14 protein-coding genes are annotated in these 16,987 nt (G+C 60.1%); 4 read left to right on the top strand and 10 right to left on the bottom strand.

Annotated features, from left to right (window positions below):
• Positions 1-7: 7 nt before the first annotated feature.
• From GR183_RS10340 to GR183_RS10295, 10 genes are all read right to left on the bottom strand, one after another.
• Entirely contained in the window at positions 8-466 is a 459-nt protein-coding gene (locus GR183_RS10340) for an NfeD family protein (RefSeq protein ID WP_376765761.1), read from the bottom strand.
• Positions 463-1,449 carry an SPFH domain-containing protein gene (locus tag GR183_RS10335; protein WP_160775815.1) on the bottom strand — a complete coding sequence of 329 codons (987 nt, stop codon included), beginning with the start codon at positions 1,447-1,449 and terminating at the stop codon, positions 463-465. The genes GR183_RS10340 and GR183_RS10335 overlap by 4 nt, the downstream gene beginning before the upstream one ends.
• A 156-nt stretch (positions 1,450-1,605) precedes the next feature.
• Positions 1,606-2,682 (bottom strand): ferrochelatase, encoded by a 1,077-nt coding sequence (gene hemH / locus GR183_RS10330; RefSeq protein ID WP_160775496.1) that lies wholly within the window; start codon positions 2,680-2,682, stop codon positions 1,606-1,608.
• Between the two features lie 675 nt (positions 2,683-3,357).
• Positions 3,358-4,596 (bottom strand): phenylacetate--CoA ligase family protein, encoded by a 1,239-nt coding sequence (locus tag GR183_RS10325; RefSeq protein WP_160775495.1) that lies wholly within the window; start codon positions 4,594-4,596, stop codon positions 3,358-3,360.
• A gap of 73 nt (positions 4,597-4,669) precedes the next feature.
• Entirely contained in the window at positions 4,670-5,488 is an 819-nt protein-coding gene (locus GR183_RS10320) for an ABC transporter ATP-binding protein (RefSeq protein ID WP_160775494.1), read from the bottom strand.
• Positions 5,489-5,534: 46 nt separating this feature from the next.
• The gene (locus GR183_RS10315) at positions 5,535-6,857 is read right to left on the bottom strand and encodes an ABC transporter substrate-binding protein (protein ID WP_160775493.1); all 1,323 of its coding nucleotides are present in this window, start codon (positions 6,855-6,857) and stop codon (positions 5,535-5,537) included.
• Between the two features lie 98 nt (positions 6,858-6,955).
• Complete coding sequence (locus tag GR183_RS10310; RefSeq protein WP_160775492.1) at positions 6,956-8,032, bottom strand: branched-chain amino acid ABC transporter permease; 1,077 nt, start codon at positions 8,030-8,032, stop codon at positions 6,956-6,958.
• A 23-nt stretch (positions 8,033-8,055) separates the two neighbouring features.
• Positions 8,056-8,952 (bottom strand): branched-chain amino acid ABC transporter permease, encoded by an 897-nt coding sequence (locus GR183_RS10305; protein ID WP_160775491.1) that lies wholly within the window; start codon positions 8,950-8,952, stop codon positions 8,056-8,058.
• Positions 8,953-8,968: 16 nt separating this feature from the next.
• The gene (locus GR183_RS10300; RefSeq protein ID WP_160775490.1) at positions 8,969-9,793 is read right to left on the bottom strand and encodes an ABC transporter ATP-binding protein; all 825 of its coding nucleotides are present in this window, start codon (positions 9,791-9,793) and stop codon (positions 8,969-8,971) included.
• Positions 9,790-11,778 (bottom strand): AMP-binding protein, encoded by a 1,989-nt coding sequence (locus GR183_RS10295; RefSeq protein WP_160775489.1) that lies wholly within the window; start codon positions 11,776-11,778, stop codon positions 9,790-9,792. Before GR183_RS10295 ends, GR183_RS10300 begins: the two co-directional genes overlap by 4 nt.
• A gap of 425 nt (positions 11,779-12,203) precedes the next feature.
• Between GR183_RS10295 and GR183_RS10290 the strand changes: the two genes are divergently transcribed.
• From GR183_RS10290 to GR183_RS10275, 4 genes are all read left to right on the top strand, one after another.
• Positions 12,204-12,971: an FRG domain-containing protein gene (locus GR183_RS10290; RefSeq protein ID WP_160775488.1), complete on the top strand. Its 768-nt coding sequence runs from the start codon at positions 12,204-12,206 to the stop codon at positions 12,969-12,971.
• Position 12,972: 1 nt separating this feature from the next.
• A complete protein-coding gene (locus GR183_RS10285) occupies positions 12,973-14,034 on the top strand; it encodes a DUF262 domain-containing protein (protein ID WP_160775487.1) in 1,062 nt (353 codons plus the stop codon).
• Positions 14,035-14,161: 127 nt separating this feature from the next.
• On the top strand, positions 14,162-16,240 hold the full coding sequence (locus GR183_RS10280; protein WP_160775486.1) for a PAS-domain containing protein: 2,079 nt from the start codon (positions 14,162-14,164) through the stop codon (positions 16,238-16,240).
• Positions 16,237-16,983 (top strand): response regulator transcription factor, encoded by a 747-nt coding sequence (locus tag GR183_RS10275; protein WP_160775485.1) that lies wholly within the window; start codon positions 16,237-16,239, stop codon positions 16,981-16,983. The genes GR183_RS10280 and GR183_RS10275 overlap by 4 nt, the downstream gene beginning before the upstream one ends.
• The last annotated feature ends 4 nt before the right edge of the window (positions 16,984-16,987 follow it).

Here is a 16,987-nt window from a genome sequence, read left to right as displayed (position 1 = left end):
TGGCGGTTCACCCTTCGGCGGGTTCCACGACGAGCACGGCGCCATCCGTGTTCGTCACTCGCACTTTCGACCCGCCGCCGCAGTCGGGGCCTTTCACACGCCAGATCGTATCGTCGATGTGGATACGCCCGTATCCGTCGACGATCGGCTCGTCCAGAACGAAGGTGCGCCCGACATAGCGGCTGCCGCGCCGGTTGAGGCCGGGGTCGCCCTCATCCGCCCCTGTTCCGCGAAAGAACAGGCGGCTTGCGATCAGGCTCGCGATCGCGATCACCAGGAACAGAAGCAGCGCGACCTGCCAGGAAAGCTCCACGAAGAGTGCAAGCGTGCCGACGAGGATCGCGGCGATGCCGAACCAGAGGAAGAAGGTTCCGGGCGCCAGGATCTCAAGGCCGATGAGCAAAAGGCCGAGAATCCACCACGACCACGGCCCCAACTCGTGGATCAGGCGCTCGATCAGGCTCACGCGCCGTCTCCGTTGGCCTGCTGCTGGCCGGTGCGCGGAACGCTTGGCGTAGAGCGGCGATGGAAAGCTTCCTCACCGAAGCTGTCCTTGGCGATCTCGGCAATGCCGGCAAGGGATGCCAGCATCGACGTCGCCTCGGTCGGCAGGATCATCAGCTTCTGGTTGTTGGACTTCGCGAAGGCGCCAAACGCCTCGACGTATTTGTTGGCGACGAAATAATTGATCGCCTGCACGTCGCCTGCGGCGATCGCTTCGCTCACCATCTGTGTCGCCTTTGCCTCGGCTTCCGCTTCGCGCTCGCGCGCCTCGGCGTCGCGGAACGCGGCCTCGCGCCTGCCTTCCGCTTCCAGGATCAGCGACTGGCGCAGGCCCTCGGCCTTCAGGATTTCCGCCTGCCTGCGGCCTTCGGCATCAAGGATCGCGGCGCGTTTCTCGCGCTCCGCCTTCATCTGGCGCGCCATGGCGTCGACAAGGTCGCGCGGCGGGTTGATGTCCTTGATCTCGATGCGGGTCATCTTGATGCCCCAGGGCTCGGCGGCGGCGTCCACCACCCTCAACAGCCTGGCGTTGATCTCGTCGCGGTTGGACAGGAGCTCGTCGAGATCCATCGACCCCATGACGGATCGGATATTCGTCATCGTCAGGTTGAGGATCGCGTTTTCCAGCCCCATTACCTCATAGCCGGCGCGTGCGGCGTCGATGACCTGGTAGAATGTGACGCCGTCGACCTCCACGGTCGCGTTGTCCCGCGTGATCACCTCCTGGGAAGGCACGTCGAGCACCTGCTCCATCACGTTCATCTTGTAGCCGATACGGTCGATGAAGGGGATGATGAAGTTCAGCCCCGGCTGGAGCGACTTGCGATACCGGCCGAAGCGCTCGACCGTATAGTTGTAGCCTTGCGGGACCGTCTTCACGCCCGCGAAAAAAACCAGAATGACAAGAAGAAGAAGGACGACGATCGCGATATCGAAGCCGTAGATCTCAAGCGGCATGCAGGCTACTCCCGGCGAATCGAATCAAACGGAAACGCCGGAAGTATGCGGCCAACGCGGAGGCCTCGCCACCCTGCCGCAGCGTAATCGAACGCCCTGCCGCCTGGAGGTCTCGCCTTTTCCCCGCCTTTATCGCCGTTGGGGTCACACCCAGCCGGAAAGCTCGCGGCGCACGATCGTCTCCAGCAGGCTCATGCCAAGCTCGCTGTCGTTAAGGCAGGGGATATGCGCGAAGTGCTCGCCGCCGTTTTCGTGGAATATCTCGCCGGCCTCGCCGGCGATTTCCTCTAGCGTCTCCAGGCAGTCGGATGCAAATCCCGGATTGATCACGGCAATGCGCTTCACGCCGGATTTGGCAAGCTCCTCCACCGTCTTGTCGGTATAAGGCTGCAGCCATTCCTCCGGGCCGAAGCGGGACTGGAAGGTGACCTTCAGTTTCTCCTCGGGCCAGCCCAGGCGCTCGCGCACCAGCCGTGTCGTCTTCTGGCAATGGCAGTGGTAGGGGTCGCCGTTCCTGAAATAGCTTTGCGGAATGCCATGGTAGGAGGCGAGCACGATTTCCGGCTCGAAGTCCAGTTCGCCAAGCTTCGCCTCGATCGATCGGGCGATCGCATCGATATAGGCCGGCTCGTCGTGATAGGGCGGCACGGTACGAACCGCCGGCTGCCAACGCATTTTCATGAGCGCGCGGAAGACTGTGTCGTTCACGGTTGCCGTGGTCGATGCCGAATATTGCGGGTAGAGCGGGAATACGAGAATGCGCTCGCACCCTTGCGCCTGCATTCGTTCTATCCGCGAGGCGATGGAAGGGTTTCCGTAGCGCATCGCCCAGTCGAAGACGAGGGTTTCTCCAAGTCCGCCGAGCCGTTCGGCAAGCTTGTCGGACTGGCCGCGCGTGATCGTGCGCAAGGGAGATTCATCCAGTTCCCGGTTCCAGATTTCCTCATAGGCCTTGCCGGATTTCTTCGGCCGCGTGTTCAGCACGATGCCGTAGAGGATCGGATACCAGATCGCCTTCGGCCATTCGATCACGCGCTTGTCGGTCAGGAACTCTTCCAGATAGCGGCGCATGGAGCGGTAGTCGGTGCCGTCGGGCGTTCCGAGATTGACGAGAAGCACGCCGATACGCCCGGCCTTGACCGGCGGGTGTCCTGCCGGCAGGTGCTGGGCGCGCATCTCCCTTGCGCGTTGCGTATCGGACGTCTTTTCGATCACATTCATTATACCGGCCATTCCTGTTGGGCTTCACACGCGCCCTTTACGCGCAAACCAGGGGTCTGGACCCTAGATAGGCCGGATTTATATTCGTTCCAATGTAGGTGCGAAAGCCCGCCCGCGACCGGTGGTCGCGCGGCTTCCGCTTGGTCCGCGAAAAAGTGAGGCGGAACAGGACGATGGCGTTAAGCCCGGCACGATCCATCCTTCGTCATGCTCGGGGCTTGACCAACCGCTGTCCGGTCAAGATATCTCCGTACGGCTCTTTGCATGAAGCCCGCCCCCACCTTCTGCCGTCACGCCGGGCTTGTCTGGATACCGCGCATGACGAGCGGGAGAACAAAGCGCAGCCGCAAACTCAGCCTGTCATGCCCGCGCAGGCGGGCATCCAGCAACCCACCGCCTTGGTTTCAAACGCTCGATCGGAGGTTAATAGCCCCCCGCTCGGAGGCGGGGGTGACAGCGCGGTGTTTCCGGGGCAAGTGCGTGGATGCTTTCATGCGACATGGTCGCATCAATCCTGTCGTCCCCCTTTTGTACGAGGTATCAGCCGCATCACTCTTGTCTTCCCCGCGAAGGCGGGGCTTGCCCTCGGCTCGATTGGGGGACCTCCCTCCACATGCCGTGGCTTTTCGCGAGAGATGCCCGCATGCGCGGGCATCTCTCGCGAACACACCCGCCTCAGTCGTATTTCCGCTCGTCGGAGATCACCTTGCCGTCGTTGGGAAGGCTGCCGGGCTCCGCCCGCTCCACCGTGCCTCTCAGTTTCGTCACCTCCCGTAAGGTGTTCTCAAGCGCGGAGGCAAGTCCGCCATCGGCGACGGTGCTCTCGAAGACGAGGCGCATCGTATCCTGCTCGCCGTCGCGCTCGACGATCAGCCGCGCCCGGTCCACCTCGGAGTGCCGGGCGAGGATTTCGGCGACCTGCTTGGGATCGACGAACATGCCCTTGATCTTGGTCCGCTGGTCCGCGCGGCCCATCCAGCCCTTGAGGCGCATGTTGGTGCGCCCGCAGGGGGAAGGCTCGGCAACGACGGCCGAGAGGTCGCCGGTACCCAGGCGGATGATCGGGTAGACGCGAGAAAAGCCGGTCACCACCACTTCGCCCACCTCGCCGGTCGGCACGGGCTCGTCCGTGCCGGGACGCACGATCTCCACGATGAAATCCTCGTTGACGACCATGCCGGCATCCACTTCCGTTTCATAGGCGATCACACCCACTTCGGCGACGGCGTAGCACTGTCGAACGTCCACGCCGCGTGTCGCATATTCGGCCCTGAGCGAGGGAAACAGAGCACCGCCCGAAACGAGACCCTTGGTAATCGACGACACGTCGACGCCGGCTTCCGCCGCCTTGTCCAGAAGTACTTTCAGATAGTCGGGCGTTCCGGTGTAGGCGTTCGGGCGAATTTTTGAAATCGCTTCGAGCTGCATCTCCGTGTTGCCGATGCCGGCGGGAAAGACCGCGCAGCCGAGCGCCCGCGCGCCGTGGTCGAGAATGAAGCCGCCCGGCGTCATGTGATAGGCGAAGCAATTGTGCACGATATCGCCGCGCCGGAAGCCGGCGGCGAAGAGCGCGCGCGCGCCGTTCCATGGGTCGGCGCCGGAGCCCTGCGGCTCGAAGATCGGGCCGGGCGACATGAACACCCGACCGTATTGCGACGCATCCGCGACGGCGAAATCCCCGAACGGCGGCTTGCGGGTCTGCGCCTCCAGAAGTTCGTTTTTCCTGAGAACCGGCAGTTTCGCGAGGTTGGTGCGCGATGTCACCATTTCCGGATTGACGCCGGAAAGATGATTTGCCCAGCCGGGCGCCTCTTGCATGGCATGGGCGATAAGCGCGGGAAGTCGGCGAAACAGATCGGCCTCCCGCTCGTCCGTATGCCGCGTTTCCAGGCTGTCGTAGTGCTCGCCGGTCATGGCAGGTCCTCCGCTCCATTTCGGGAACGTTCAATCGTTCGAAACTGTTATGCGAACTTGCGGCCGCGGCTCGTCAGGAAAGCCAGCGCTTGCGCCGCTTGTAGTGCTTCACATCGCGGAACGACTTTCGCCCCTCGCCGCCGACGCCGAGATAGAACTCCTTCACGTCCTCGTTGTCGCGAAGGGCCGCCGCGTCCCCGTCGAGCACGATGCGCCCGGCTTCCAGTATGTAGCCATATGTGGCGTAGCGAAGCGCGACATTGGTGTTTTGCTCCGCAAGCAGGAAGGACACGCCTTCCTTTTCGTTGAGAAGCTTGACGATTTCGAAGATTTCCTCGACGAGCTGCGGGGCGAGGCCCATCGAAGGCTCGTCGAGCAGGATCATGTTCGGCCGGCTCATCAGCGCGCGGCCGATCGCGCACATCTGCTGTTCGCCGCCGGAGGTGTATCCCGCCTGGCTGCTGCGCCGTTCCTTCAGGCGGGGGAAATAGCTGTAGACGAGGTCCAGATCGTCCCTGATCGCGCCGTGGCCGTCCTTGCGGGTATAGGCGCCGGTCATGAGGTTTTCTTCCACCGTCAGGTGGCCGAAACAATGCCGGCCTTCCATTACCTGAATGCAGCCTCGTTTCACGAGGTCGTTCGGCGAAAGGGCTTCCACCTGATCGTCCTTGAAGACGATGGAGCCCTTGGTCACCTCGCCGCGTTCGGCGCCGAGGAGGTTTGATATCGCCTTCAGCGTGGTCGTCTTGCCCGCGCCGTTGGCGCCCAGGAGGGCGACGATGCCGCCCTCCGGTACGCTGAGCGAGACGCCCTTCAACACCAGAATGACGTGATTGTAGATCACCTCGATGTTGTTGACCGACAGGATCGGTTGCGCGGCCGTCTCGTTCATTTCTCGCTCCAACTATCTGACGTTGCTTTTACGGATCGTCAGACGATCAGTTGTTGCACTCGCGCGGAGTGATATTGGCTTCCTTTGCGTAGGCCGCGGCGTCTTCCGCGATCAGCGGGTCGATCACCTCGCGGTCCGGCTGGATGCCGGAGGCGATCACGGTCCACTTCTTCGCGCCCGCGTCCCACTGCTGGATCAGGATGGTGCCCGGATTGGAGTGGACGGCGCAGGAAAGCTCCACCGGATAGGTGAAGTTCGGCAGGCCAAGCTCGGCGAGGCGTGCCTCGTCGACCTTCAGGGCATCGAAGCCGTCGCGGACGTCGGATGCCTTGATCTCGTTCGAGCCCTTGATCTCCATCGCCTTGCGGATCGCTTCGACGGTCCACACGGCGGCGATCAGTCCGCGGTTGTAGAGCACTTCGCCGACGCGTTCCTTCTCGCCGGCGCCCTTGCCGGCACCGTAGACCTTCTCGAGGATTTCCTGGTGCAGCGGGAAGTCGGGGCCCGGTGCGTGGAAGGTTGCCGAGAGATAGCCGTTGGCGTCACCGCCGGCCGGCAGCACGTCCTGCTCGGAACCGGACCACCAGTTGCCGATGAATCGGTCCATCGGGAAGCGGATCGAGGCGGCTTCCTTGACGGCCACCTGGTTCATCACGCCCCAGCCCCACATGAACACCCAGTCCGGGCGCAGGCGGCGGATCTGCAGCCAGGTCGCCTTCTGTTCCTGTCCCGGATGGTCGACGGGCAGAAGCTCGAGCTTGAAGCCGTGTTTCTCGGCCAGGCTTTCCAGCGTGCGGATCGGCTCCTTGCCATAGGCGGAGTTGTGGTAGACGAGCGCCAGCGTCTTGCCCGAAAGGTTTTCAAGGCCACCCTCTACCGCCGCCGCGTAGTTCACCATGCCGGACGCCAGGTCCCAGTAGGTTCCCGGAGGATTGAAGATCCAAGGGAAGGTGGTGCCGTCGGCGGCAGACGTGCGGCCGTAGCCCATGGTGAAGATCGGGATCTGGTCGACCTCGGCCTTCGGGATCAGCTGGTAGGAGATGCCGGTCGAAAGCGGCTGGTAGACGAGCGCGCCGGATTCGCCCTGGTTCTTGGTGTTTTCATAGCATTCCACACCCTGCTGGGTGTTATAGGCGGTCTCGCACTCGACGACGTTGATCTTTGCGCCGTTGATGCCGCCGTCGCGCTCGTTGAGAAGCGTGAAATAGTCGGCATAGCCATTCGCGAAGGGAATGCCGCTCGGCGCATAGGGGCCCGTGCGGTAGACGAGCGATGGAATGGTGAGTTCATAGGCCGATGCGGCGGTCGCCGCGATCGGTGCGGCGATCGCCAATGCGGCGATACCGATTGCCAGATCCTTAAGTCTCATTCGTATTTCCTCCCTAGGATCATGCTTGCGGGTCGGTGAATTTTGACCGAGGCGCCCCTCTTTATTGATATCCGGCGGACGGCCGGTTCGGCTTCGCCTCAGTACGGGAACGGCCAGAGCCTGAATTTCTCCTTCAGGATCTGCCACATGCGGGCCAGGCCATGCGGTTCGACGATCAGGAAGCCCATGATCAGAAGTCCCATCAGCAGGATTTCGACATGCTTTGCCAGAACGGGCAGGAGCCCCAGGCCATCGACCATGAAATTCTTCAGGAAGATCGGCATGAGGACCAGGAACGTCGCGCCCAGGAACGAACCCAGGATCGAGCCGAGCCCGCCGATGATCACCATGAAGAGCACCAGGAACGAGACGTTGATGCCGAAGACCTCCGTCACCTCGACGGCGCCGAGGTAGACGGTGAAGAGAAGCGATCCCGCCATGCCGACGTAGAAGGAGGAGAAGGCGAAGGCGGACAGCTTGGTCTGCAGCGGGCGCACGCCGATAAGCTCGGCGGCGATGTCCATGTCGCGGATCGCCATCCAGTTTCGGCCGATCCGCCCGCGCACGACGTTCTTGGCGATCAGCCCGAACAGGGCGAGGAACGACAGGCAGAACAGGTACTTCACCCAAGGTGCGGCCGTCGGTCCGGTCACCACCAGGCCGAAGATGGTGCGTTCGGGAACGCTGATCTGGCCGGTGGCGGAGTAGTTGTAGAACCATCCGAACTTGTTGAAGAGCCAGACGAGGAAGAACTGTGCCGCGAGCGTCGCCACCGCCAGGTAGAAGCCCTTGATGCGCAGGCTCGGCAGGCCGAACATGACGCCGACGAGCGCCGTCGCTCCGCCGGAAAGCAGCACGACGATCGCGATGTTGAGCTCCGGAAAGCTCGTCATCAGCTTGTAGGAGGCGAATGCCCCCACCGCCATGAAACCGCCGGTGCCGAGCGAGATCTGCCCGCAGTAGCCGACGAGGATATTGAGCCCGAGCGCGGCCAGCCCGTAGATCAGCAGCGGCAGCAGAACGGCGTTCGTCCAGTAGTCGTTGACGAAGAACGGCACGACGAGGAAGGCGATGGCGGCAAAGGCGATGACGGCCCAGCGGTCCTGCGCGATCGGGAAGATCGCCTGATCCGCATCGTAGGTCGTCTTGAACTGGCCGGCCTCACGGTAAAGCATGGTGGATTACGCCCCTCGTTGTCCTAAACGCGCTCGATGATGCGTTCGCCGAAGAGCCCTTGCGGACGCACCAGCAGGAAGGCGAGCGCAAGCATGTAGGCGAACCAGTTTTCGATGGCGCCGCCCACGAACGGCCCCAGGTAGATTTCCGCGACCTTCTCGCCCACGCCGATGATCAGCCCGCCGACGATGGCGCCCGGGATCGAGGTGAAGCCGCCGAGGATAAGCACGGGAAGCGCCTTCAGCGCGATCAGCGACAGCGAGAACTGCACGCCGGACTTCGCGCCCCACATGATGCCGGCGACCAGCGCCACGATGCCGGCGACCGACCAGACGATCACCCAGATGGTCCTGAGCGAAATGCCGACGGAAAGGGCGGCCTGATGGTCGTCGGCGACCGCGCGCAGCGCCCGCCCGATGCGCGTCTTCTGGAAGAAGACCGCAAGGCCGGTGACAAGCGCGGCGGCGACAACGGCCGCGACGACCTCCAGCTTTTCGACGTAGATGTCGAAGGTGTCGAGCATCCAGTCGGAAGCGCCGGAAGGCAGGCCGATGTCGAGCGGCTTGACGTCGGAGCCCCACATCAGGTCGCCCAGGCCTTCCAGGAAGTAGGCGAGCCCGATCGTCGCCATGAAGAGAATGATCGGCTCCTGGTTGACGAGATGGCTCAGCAGGAAACGCTCGATCGCCCAGGCGAGCGCAATCATCACGCCGACGGTCAGCACGAAGGAGACGGGCCATGGAACGCCCGTCTTCTCCATGATGCCGACGAAGGTGAGCGCGGCGAAGAGGCAGAAGACCCCTTGCGCGAAGTTGAAGATTCCGGATGCCTTGAAGATCAGCACGAAGCCGAGGGCGACCAGCGAGTACATCACGCCGGCCATCAGGCCCGACAGGACGGTTTCTATGAAAAACAGCATGTGTGGAGCCGCTCCCTCATTCCTCGTGCGGAACGCCGAGATAGGCGTCGATCACGTCTTGGTTCTTCTGCACGTCCTCGGGCATTCCGTCGGCGATCTTGCGCCCGTAGTCGAGGACGACGACCCGGTCGGAAAGGTCCATGACCACGCCCATGTCGTGCTCGATCAGCGCGATCGTCGTGCCGAACTGCTGGTTCACGTCGAGGATGAAGCGGCTCATGTCCTCCTTTTCCTCGAGGTTCATGCCGGCCATCGGCTCGTCCAGCAGCAGAAGTTCAGGCTCCATGGCAAGCGCGCGGGCAAGCTCCACGCGCTTTTGCAGGCCGTAGGGCAGCCGCCCCACCGGCGTCTTGCGGATCGCCTGGATCTCCAGGAAATCGATGATCTCCTCCACCCGGTGGCGATGGTCGATCTCTTCCTTCAGCGCGGGTCCCCAGTGCAGGCATTGCCAGAGGAAGTTCTTCTTCATCGACAGCCCGCGCCCGGTCATGATGTTGTCGAGCGTGGTCATGCCCTTGAAGAGCGCGACGTTCTGGAAGGTGCGGGCGATGCCGTGGCTCGCCGCTTCATAGGGCTTCATCTTGCGCCGCGCCTTGCCGCGCCAGGTGATGGTGCCTTCCTGCGGATGGTAGAAGCCGTTGATGACGTTGAGCATCGACGTCTTGCCGGCCCCGTTCGGGCCGATGATCGCGCGGATCTCGCCCTTGCGGATGTCGAAGGAGATATTGGTGATCGCCTTCACGCCGCCGAAGGCGAGCGAGACGTTGGCGACGCTGAGCAACACCTCGCCCTTGGCGACGCCGCTTCCGGGCATCGTCGCCGGTTCCACAAAGGCGTTCATTCCGCCGCCTCCCGGGTCACGTCGCCCTCGGGCGCATAGGTCTTCATGTCGCGGATCTGCACCGTCGCCTCGATCGCGCCCTTTCGTCCGTCTTCATAGGTGACTTCGGTGCGCACGTGCTTTTCGGTGGAACCGTCGTAAAGCGCCTCGATCAGCGGGGCGTAGCGATCCGCGATGAAGGAGCGGCGCACCTTCAGCGTGCGCGTCAACTCGCCGTCGTCGGCGTCCAGTTCCTTGTGCAGGATCAGGAAGCGCCTGATCTGCGCGCCCGCCATCATCGGCTCGCGGGAAAGGTCGCGGTTCACCTGGTCGACGTGTTCCTCGATCATCTTGTAGACCTGAGGGTTCGCCGCAAGTTCCTGGTAGGAGGCGTAGTTGACGTTGTTGCGCTCCGCCCAGGAACCGACCGCCGTCAGGTCGATATTCACGAAGACGCTGGCGAAGTCCCGTCCGTCGCCGAAGGCCACGACCTCCTTCACGTTCGGGAAGAACTTGAGCTTGTTCTCGATGTATTTCGGCGCGAAAAGGTCGCCGGACTTGAGCTTGCCTACGTCCTTGGCCCGGTCGATGATCTTCAGGTGCCCCTCGTCGGTGATGATGCCGGCATCGCCCGTCAGCACCCAGCCGTCCTCGGTCTTCGTGTTCTTCGTCGCTTCCTCGTTCTTGTAGTAACCGACGAAGACGCCCGGCGAGCGGTAGAGCACCTCGCCGTTGTCGGCGATCCGGATTTCCACCTGCGGCGCGGGCGTGCCCACGGTATCGCCGTAGATCTGCCCGTCCGGCTGCATGGTGATGTAGACGGAAGCCTCCGTCTGGCCGTAGAGCTGCTTCAGGTTCAGCCCGAGCGCGCGGTAGAAGCGGAAGATCTCGGGGCCGATCGCCTCGCCGGCGGTATAGCCCACCTTGAGGCGGGTAAAGCCCATCTGGTTCTTCAAGGGGCCATAGACCAGGAACTCGCCCAGCCGGTAAAGCAGCCGGTCCTTGAAGGAGACGTCCTCACCGTTCAGGATCGGCTCGCCCACGCGGCGCGCGACATCCATGAAGTAGTCGAACATCCTCTTCTTCAGCTTCGAGGCGTCCTCCATGCGCACCATGATGTGGGTCAGCATGTTCTCGAAGACGCGCGGCGGCGCGAAGAAGTAGGTCGGCGCGATCTCGCGCCGGTCGGCCTCCACCGTTTCGGCGCTTTCCGGGCAGTTCACGCAGTAACCGGCGGTATAGGCCTGGGCGAGCGAGAACACATGGTCGCCGATCCAGGCCATCGGCAGATAGGCGACGATTTCCTCGTGCTCGTCGAGCTTGTCGAATTTGTTGCCGTTGCGCGCGGAAATCACAAGGTTGTCGAAGGACAGCATGACGCCCTTCGGCTGGCCCGTGGTGCCGGACGTGTAGAGCATGACGGCGATGTCGTCGCCCTTTGTGGCGGCAATGCTTTCTTCCCAGGCCTTCACGGCTTGCGGATCGTCGGCCATCGTCTTGCGGCCGGCCACCTGCACCGTCTCGAAGCTGTGCAACGTGGCGTGGTCGTAGTCGCGCAGGCCCCGGTCCTCGTCGTAGATCACCTGCTCCATCGTGGGCAGGCGGTCGGAGATCGAAAGCACCTTGTCGACCTGCTCCTGGTCCTCGACGCATGCGAATTTCACTTCCGCGTGCTGCAGGACGAAGACCATCTCTTCCGCGACCGAATCGGAATAGATCGGCACGGGCACGCCGCCGAGCGACTGTGCGGCCACCATCGTCCAGTAGAGACGCGGGCGGTTGGCGCCGATGATCGCGATCCTGTCGCCTTTCTGGAAGCCCAGGCCCTTCAGGCCGATCGCGAAGGCGCGGATTTCGTCGAGGACTTCGGCCCACGTCCATGCCTGCCAGATTCCTAGATCCTTCTCGCGAACCGCCGGGCGGTCCTTGTAGACCACGCCGTTGCGCAGAAGGATTTTGGGAAAGGTGTCCTCGTCGAGACGCTCGACGACGGGCGACCCTGCCATAGCGTTTCTTCCCCTCTTGATCGTCCCGTTTTCGGGATCGTTCTCTTCGCGTATGAAACGCCTGCCGCGACCGCTTTATCAAGTCCTTTTTGCAAAAGACCGAATTGACGTCGCGTTGACGTGAGTTTCCGCGCAGGTCAAACGTTAGGTCAACTGCATTTCCCCATTATGTTTTAATTGCAACGAATTGTTTCGAGAGCCTCGGCAGCCTAAATTTTAGCAACACAAGATCCACTGGCTCGGACATGCTGCGACTTGTCGAACGTCGTAAATTTTGCTTGCTTATAATGGCATCGCAATATGCCGAGAACCATCACAGAAGGATTTGCCTTTCTATGGATTAATAGCGGCTTTAATCCGTGAAAGATTCATATATCAAGCAATAGAAGAAATATATTTCTCATTGATATTGAAGGAATTCAATAATGAAAATAAAAAAGTTCAGTCAATTCATAGGATCAATTGAAAAATTTCGCCAAAAGGCCGCGCATCAAGAGCTTTGGTACCGCGGACATGGCTCCGAAAAGTATCTACTTGAGCCATTTTTACATCGAAATCGAAAAGCGGCAAATATAGATGAAATAGAGCAAATTGAATCCGATATTTACGCTGAATTTGCCCGTCGCTCTCCGCTATATGATACCTATCAGCGCGAAAAGTGGGACATGTTGTTTTTAATGCAACACTATAGGGCACCGACAAGATTACTAGACTGGACTTCGAGTCCCTTAATAGCCCTATTTTTTGCCTTGATGGGAGGGGACTCCGATAACGACTCTACTATTTGGTGCCTAGATCCAGCAGCATGGAATGGAATTGTATTGAAAGACATATCCGAGGAGCCAAGGATTTTTACCACAGAAGAAAGACTAGTAGATCAATATCATCCATTATTTCGCGAGAAAAGCAGTAGAAATGAGCCATTAGCGATACAAGGAATTATAAATAATCCTCGAATTAACGCGCAAAAAGGTCGTTTTGTTATTTTTAGCTCAGTCCCTCGCACTTTGGAAGAACATGCATCAGATTATAAAATAAAAGATAATGGACCAATCCTACATAAACTCAACATATCCAAGGATGCTAAGAGAAATATTCTGAGAGACTTGGAGAGTTACGGAATCACTTATTCTACAATATTCCCAGACTTAGAGGGTCTGGCAGTCGAGATCAGACGGCAATACGAGGCGTGATATGTTTGAAGTTCAGCATCAGCAATTTAAATCTGCCCGTTGGTGGTTTGCGCGTCGCAAGCAGATCGATACTAGCCCACAGTATCAACGTAAGGGAAATCTATGGAAACTCGAAGATAGGCAATCCTTAATTGACACCATGATAAATGGCTATGACATGCCAAAATTGTATTTTGCTGATTTTACAACAATAAAATCTAAACTCAATGAGGCTGGATTAAGATATGCTGTCGTTGACGGAAAGCAAAGATTAGAAGCGATATTTAAATTTCTTGCAAACGAAATGCCTCTTTCTGATCATTTTGTTCTCGAAGAAGACTCATCCATTGAGTTAGCTGGTTTGTATTATAGAGACATCTCAGAGATATCAACGGAATTAGCCGAACGTGTAGAAGAATTTCCTCTTCCAGTTGTTCACGTGATAACTGATGATTCTGCGCGGATACGCGAGTTATTTTTACGACTGAATAAAGGCCTTGTTCTTACGGGCCCTGAGAAACGGAATGCCATGATTGGCGGAGCGCCCGAAGTTATTTCCGAAATAGCTGCACACGATTTTTTTTCCTCTTCCACTTCTTACAAATCCGACCGCGGGCAAGACTTGAATAATGCAGCTAAGATTCTGGCGTTTGAATTAAACAACAATCTCACTGACACAAAACGAAAATACCTTGATAAAATCGTAAGTGACTATAGAGATAATGTCGATTCTCTGGAATACTCAAAGATGAAAGTTTATCAAAATTTGGATAAATTGTCCTTAGTTTTCGGAAAGAAAGATAAGATATTAAGATCCGCAGGCAGTATTCCTGCTTTTTATTGGTTTGTTCGCGATGTAGAGTTAGATAGAATTAGGTTTATACGGCCATTTCTTGAAAGCTTCTATCGATATATTGGAAATGAAGATAATAACATTGAAGTTTTTAGAGATATTAGTGTAGATGAGTACAAGAGGGCATTGAGAAGCGTTAATGATCGATGGTCGCATAGTTTGCGCGTCGAGATTCTAGAGGAAGCATTTCATAAATGGCTACGGAGCAATGATACCAAGGTATCTTCTTAGCGTCAGCGGTGCCGCTTTAGGCACATATTTTCCCCAATGAATCCTCATTGCGTGACATCCTGAATTCCGCACTCCCTAAGCCCTTTGCCGGTCTTCTCCCGCGCGCATCCTCGGTTAAAATCCGGCCATGACGACGGCCACGACCATACAACACGGCCTTGAGGATCATCCCCAGCTCGATGTCCTTCAGGCCGCGCTCGATCACATCAATCAGGGCTTTTCGGTCTTCGACGCCGATCTCAGGCTGCTTGCCTGGAATCGCGGCCTGTTCGAGATGCTCGACCTGCCGATGTGGCTTGCCGCGCGTGGCACGCCGCTTGAGTACTTCTTCCGCGTGATCGCCGGGCGCGGCGAATACGGCCCCGGAAATATCGAGGAGCAGGTGCAGCGCCGGCTGGAGCGCGCTTGGCTTTTCGAGGCTCATTCCTTCGAGCGGGTACGCCCCAACGGTCAGGTGATCCTGGTCACGGGCGCGCCGCTGCCCCAGGGCGGCTTCGTGACCACCTACACGGATGTCACCAGCGAGCGCCGCCAGCAGGAGCAGCTGGAGCAAACCGTGATGGAACGCACGCGCGCCCTTCGCCAGAGCGAGGACTGGCTGCGGCTCGTCACCGACAATGTTCCGGCCCTCGTCGCCTACTTGGCGCCCGGTCCCGTCTTCGGTTTCGCCAACCGCGCCTATGCCAGGTGGTTCGGCCAGACGGTTTCCTCCATTGTCGGGCGTTCTGTGGAGGAGATCGCGGGACCGGAGCTTTATCCCGTTCTTGCCCCGCACATCGAACGCGCGTTCGAAGGGGCCGCCGTTTCCTACGAATACAGCCGCGCGAGCGCGACGGGGCGCATTGCCCATATGCGCTCCACCCTCATCCCGGATCGCACGCGTGACGGGCGCACGCTCGGCTGCTTCGTCCTCTCGCTGGACGTGACCCGGCAAAAGCACAGCGAAGCAGCCCTTGCCCAGGCCCAGCGCATGGAGGCCGTGGGGCAGCTTTCCGGCGGGCTTGCGCATGATTTCAACAATCTGCTGACGATCATCATAGGCAACACGCTTGCACTGAAACGGCGGGCCGACGAACAGGCCTTGCCGGATCTGAGCGGCCATCTGGACCCTCTGCTTCACGCCGCCCGGCGCGGCGCGGATCTGACGCGCCGGCTGCTGGCGTTTGCGCGCGGCGATGTCTCGGACCAGTCGCGTGTCAGGCTCGCGACCCTTGTCGCCAACGTCGGCAGGCTTTTGTCCGGATCTCTGCCGAAGAACGTGCATCTGAAGCTTGAGCTTTCCGATCAGGACACCGATGCGCTGATCGATGCGTCCGGCCTTGAAAACGCGTTGATCAACCTTGCCTTCAACGCGCGCGACGCCATGCCCGAAGGCGGCGACGTCACGCTTTCGCTCGCAGCCCGTCAACTGGACGGTTCGGAAGCGAAAGCCTTCGGCATCGCCGAAGGCGCATACGGGGTGATAACGGTCGGCGACACGGGCAGCGGCATGAATGCCGAAACGCTCAGGCGCGCGTTCGACCCCTTCTTCACCACCAAGGCCTTCGGAACGGGAAGCGGCCTCGGCCTGCCGACGGTCTATGGCGTGGTCAAGCGCGCCGGCGGCCATGTCGAGATCAATTCGGCACCCGGAGAGGGCACGACAATCACGCTTTACCTTCCCGCCGCTGGCAGCGCGGCCGGTGTTGCCTCGATACGTGAGGAAACGAAGGCCGCGCCCATATCCGACGGCGCGCCGGAGCATATTCCGTTCAGGTTGATTCAAGCTGAGCGACAAGAATATGCTCAAGACATTGATCCCGAAGCGATTTCTTATCGATCGGGCATCTCAGCCCGATCGGAAAGCGCTTTGGTGCTTGTCGTCGACGACGAACCGGACGTCGCCGAAGTGGTGCGCGACCAGCTCGTGGAACTCGGCTTTTCGGTGCTCGTCTCCACCGACACGGAAGACGCGCTCTCGCTCGTGCGCGACGTGCCGGAGATTGTGGCCGTCGTCAGCGACGTCGTCATGCCGGGGCAATTGAACGGCACGGCATTAGCGCGGAAAATGCGGGAAGTGCGGCCCGATCTGCCGATCGCGCTGATGAGCGGTTACCGTAGCGACCGTGCGGGAAAGGATACGCGCGAAGCCGGGTGCTCGGTGCTTGAAAAACCCTTTACAAGCGGCATGCTGGCGAACGCGATGAACGAGATTCTAGATCCATGACGCATCCCGATCCGATCCGCGACCCGCGCAAGGCGACCATGGAAGATACCGTCGTCTATGTCGTCGATGACGAAGCGGACATTCGCGCGCTTCTCGTCGACACGCTCGGCACCTACCGGTTCCGCGCGGAGGGCTTTGCGACCGGTCAGGAGGCCCTTTCCGCGCTCAACCTTCGCGAACCCTCGGTCTTCGTGCTGGACCTCGGCCTGCCGGACATGGACGGCATGGAACTCATCAATCGCATCCGGGCAAGGACGGCGGTGCCGATCATCGTTCTGTCGGCGCGCGCCCATTCCTCCGACCGGATCATGGGGCTGGAGATCGGCGCGGACGACTATGTGGTCAAACCCTTCGACCCGCGCGAGATCGTGGCGCGCATCCGTTCGCTCCTGCGCCGCGCGGTCCCTGATTCTTCAAAAAAATCGAGCGATACCTCCAGGGCCCGCTTCGCGGGCTGGACCTACGAACCGCGCTCGCACCGTCTCGTCGCGCCCGACGGCGAGGAGACGTTCCTTCCGACCGGCGAGGCCCAGCTTCTCCAAGCATTGCTCAATGCGCCGAAACGGGTCCTGTCGCGCGATTTCCTGCTCGACCACGGCGGGCGCGACGATGCGCTCGACCGCGCGATCGATGTCCGCATCTCCCGCATCCGCAAGAAACTTTCCGGCGACAGCAAGACGCCGCTCATCCGCACCGTTTACGGCTCGGGCTATATGCTGACCGCCGACGTCGACTGGTCCTGACACT

Origin of the sequence: Stappia sediminis (assembly GCF_009826895.1) — a bacterium.
Taxonomy (GTDB): domain Bacteria; phylum Pseudomonadota; class Alphaproteobacteria; order Rhizobiales; family Stappiaceae; genus Hongsoonwoonella; species Hongsoonwoonella sediminis.
The sequence above is the reverse complement of the archived record's forward strand: the minus strand, read 5'-3'. Positions and strand labels throughout refer to the sequence as shown.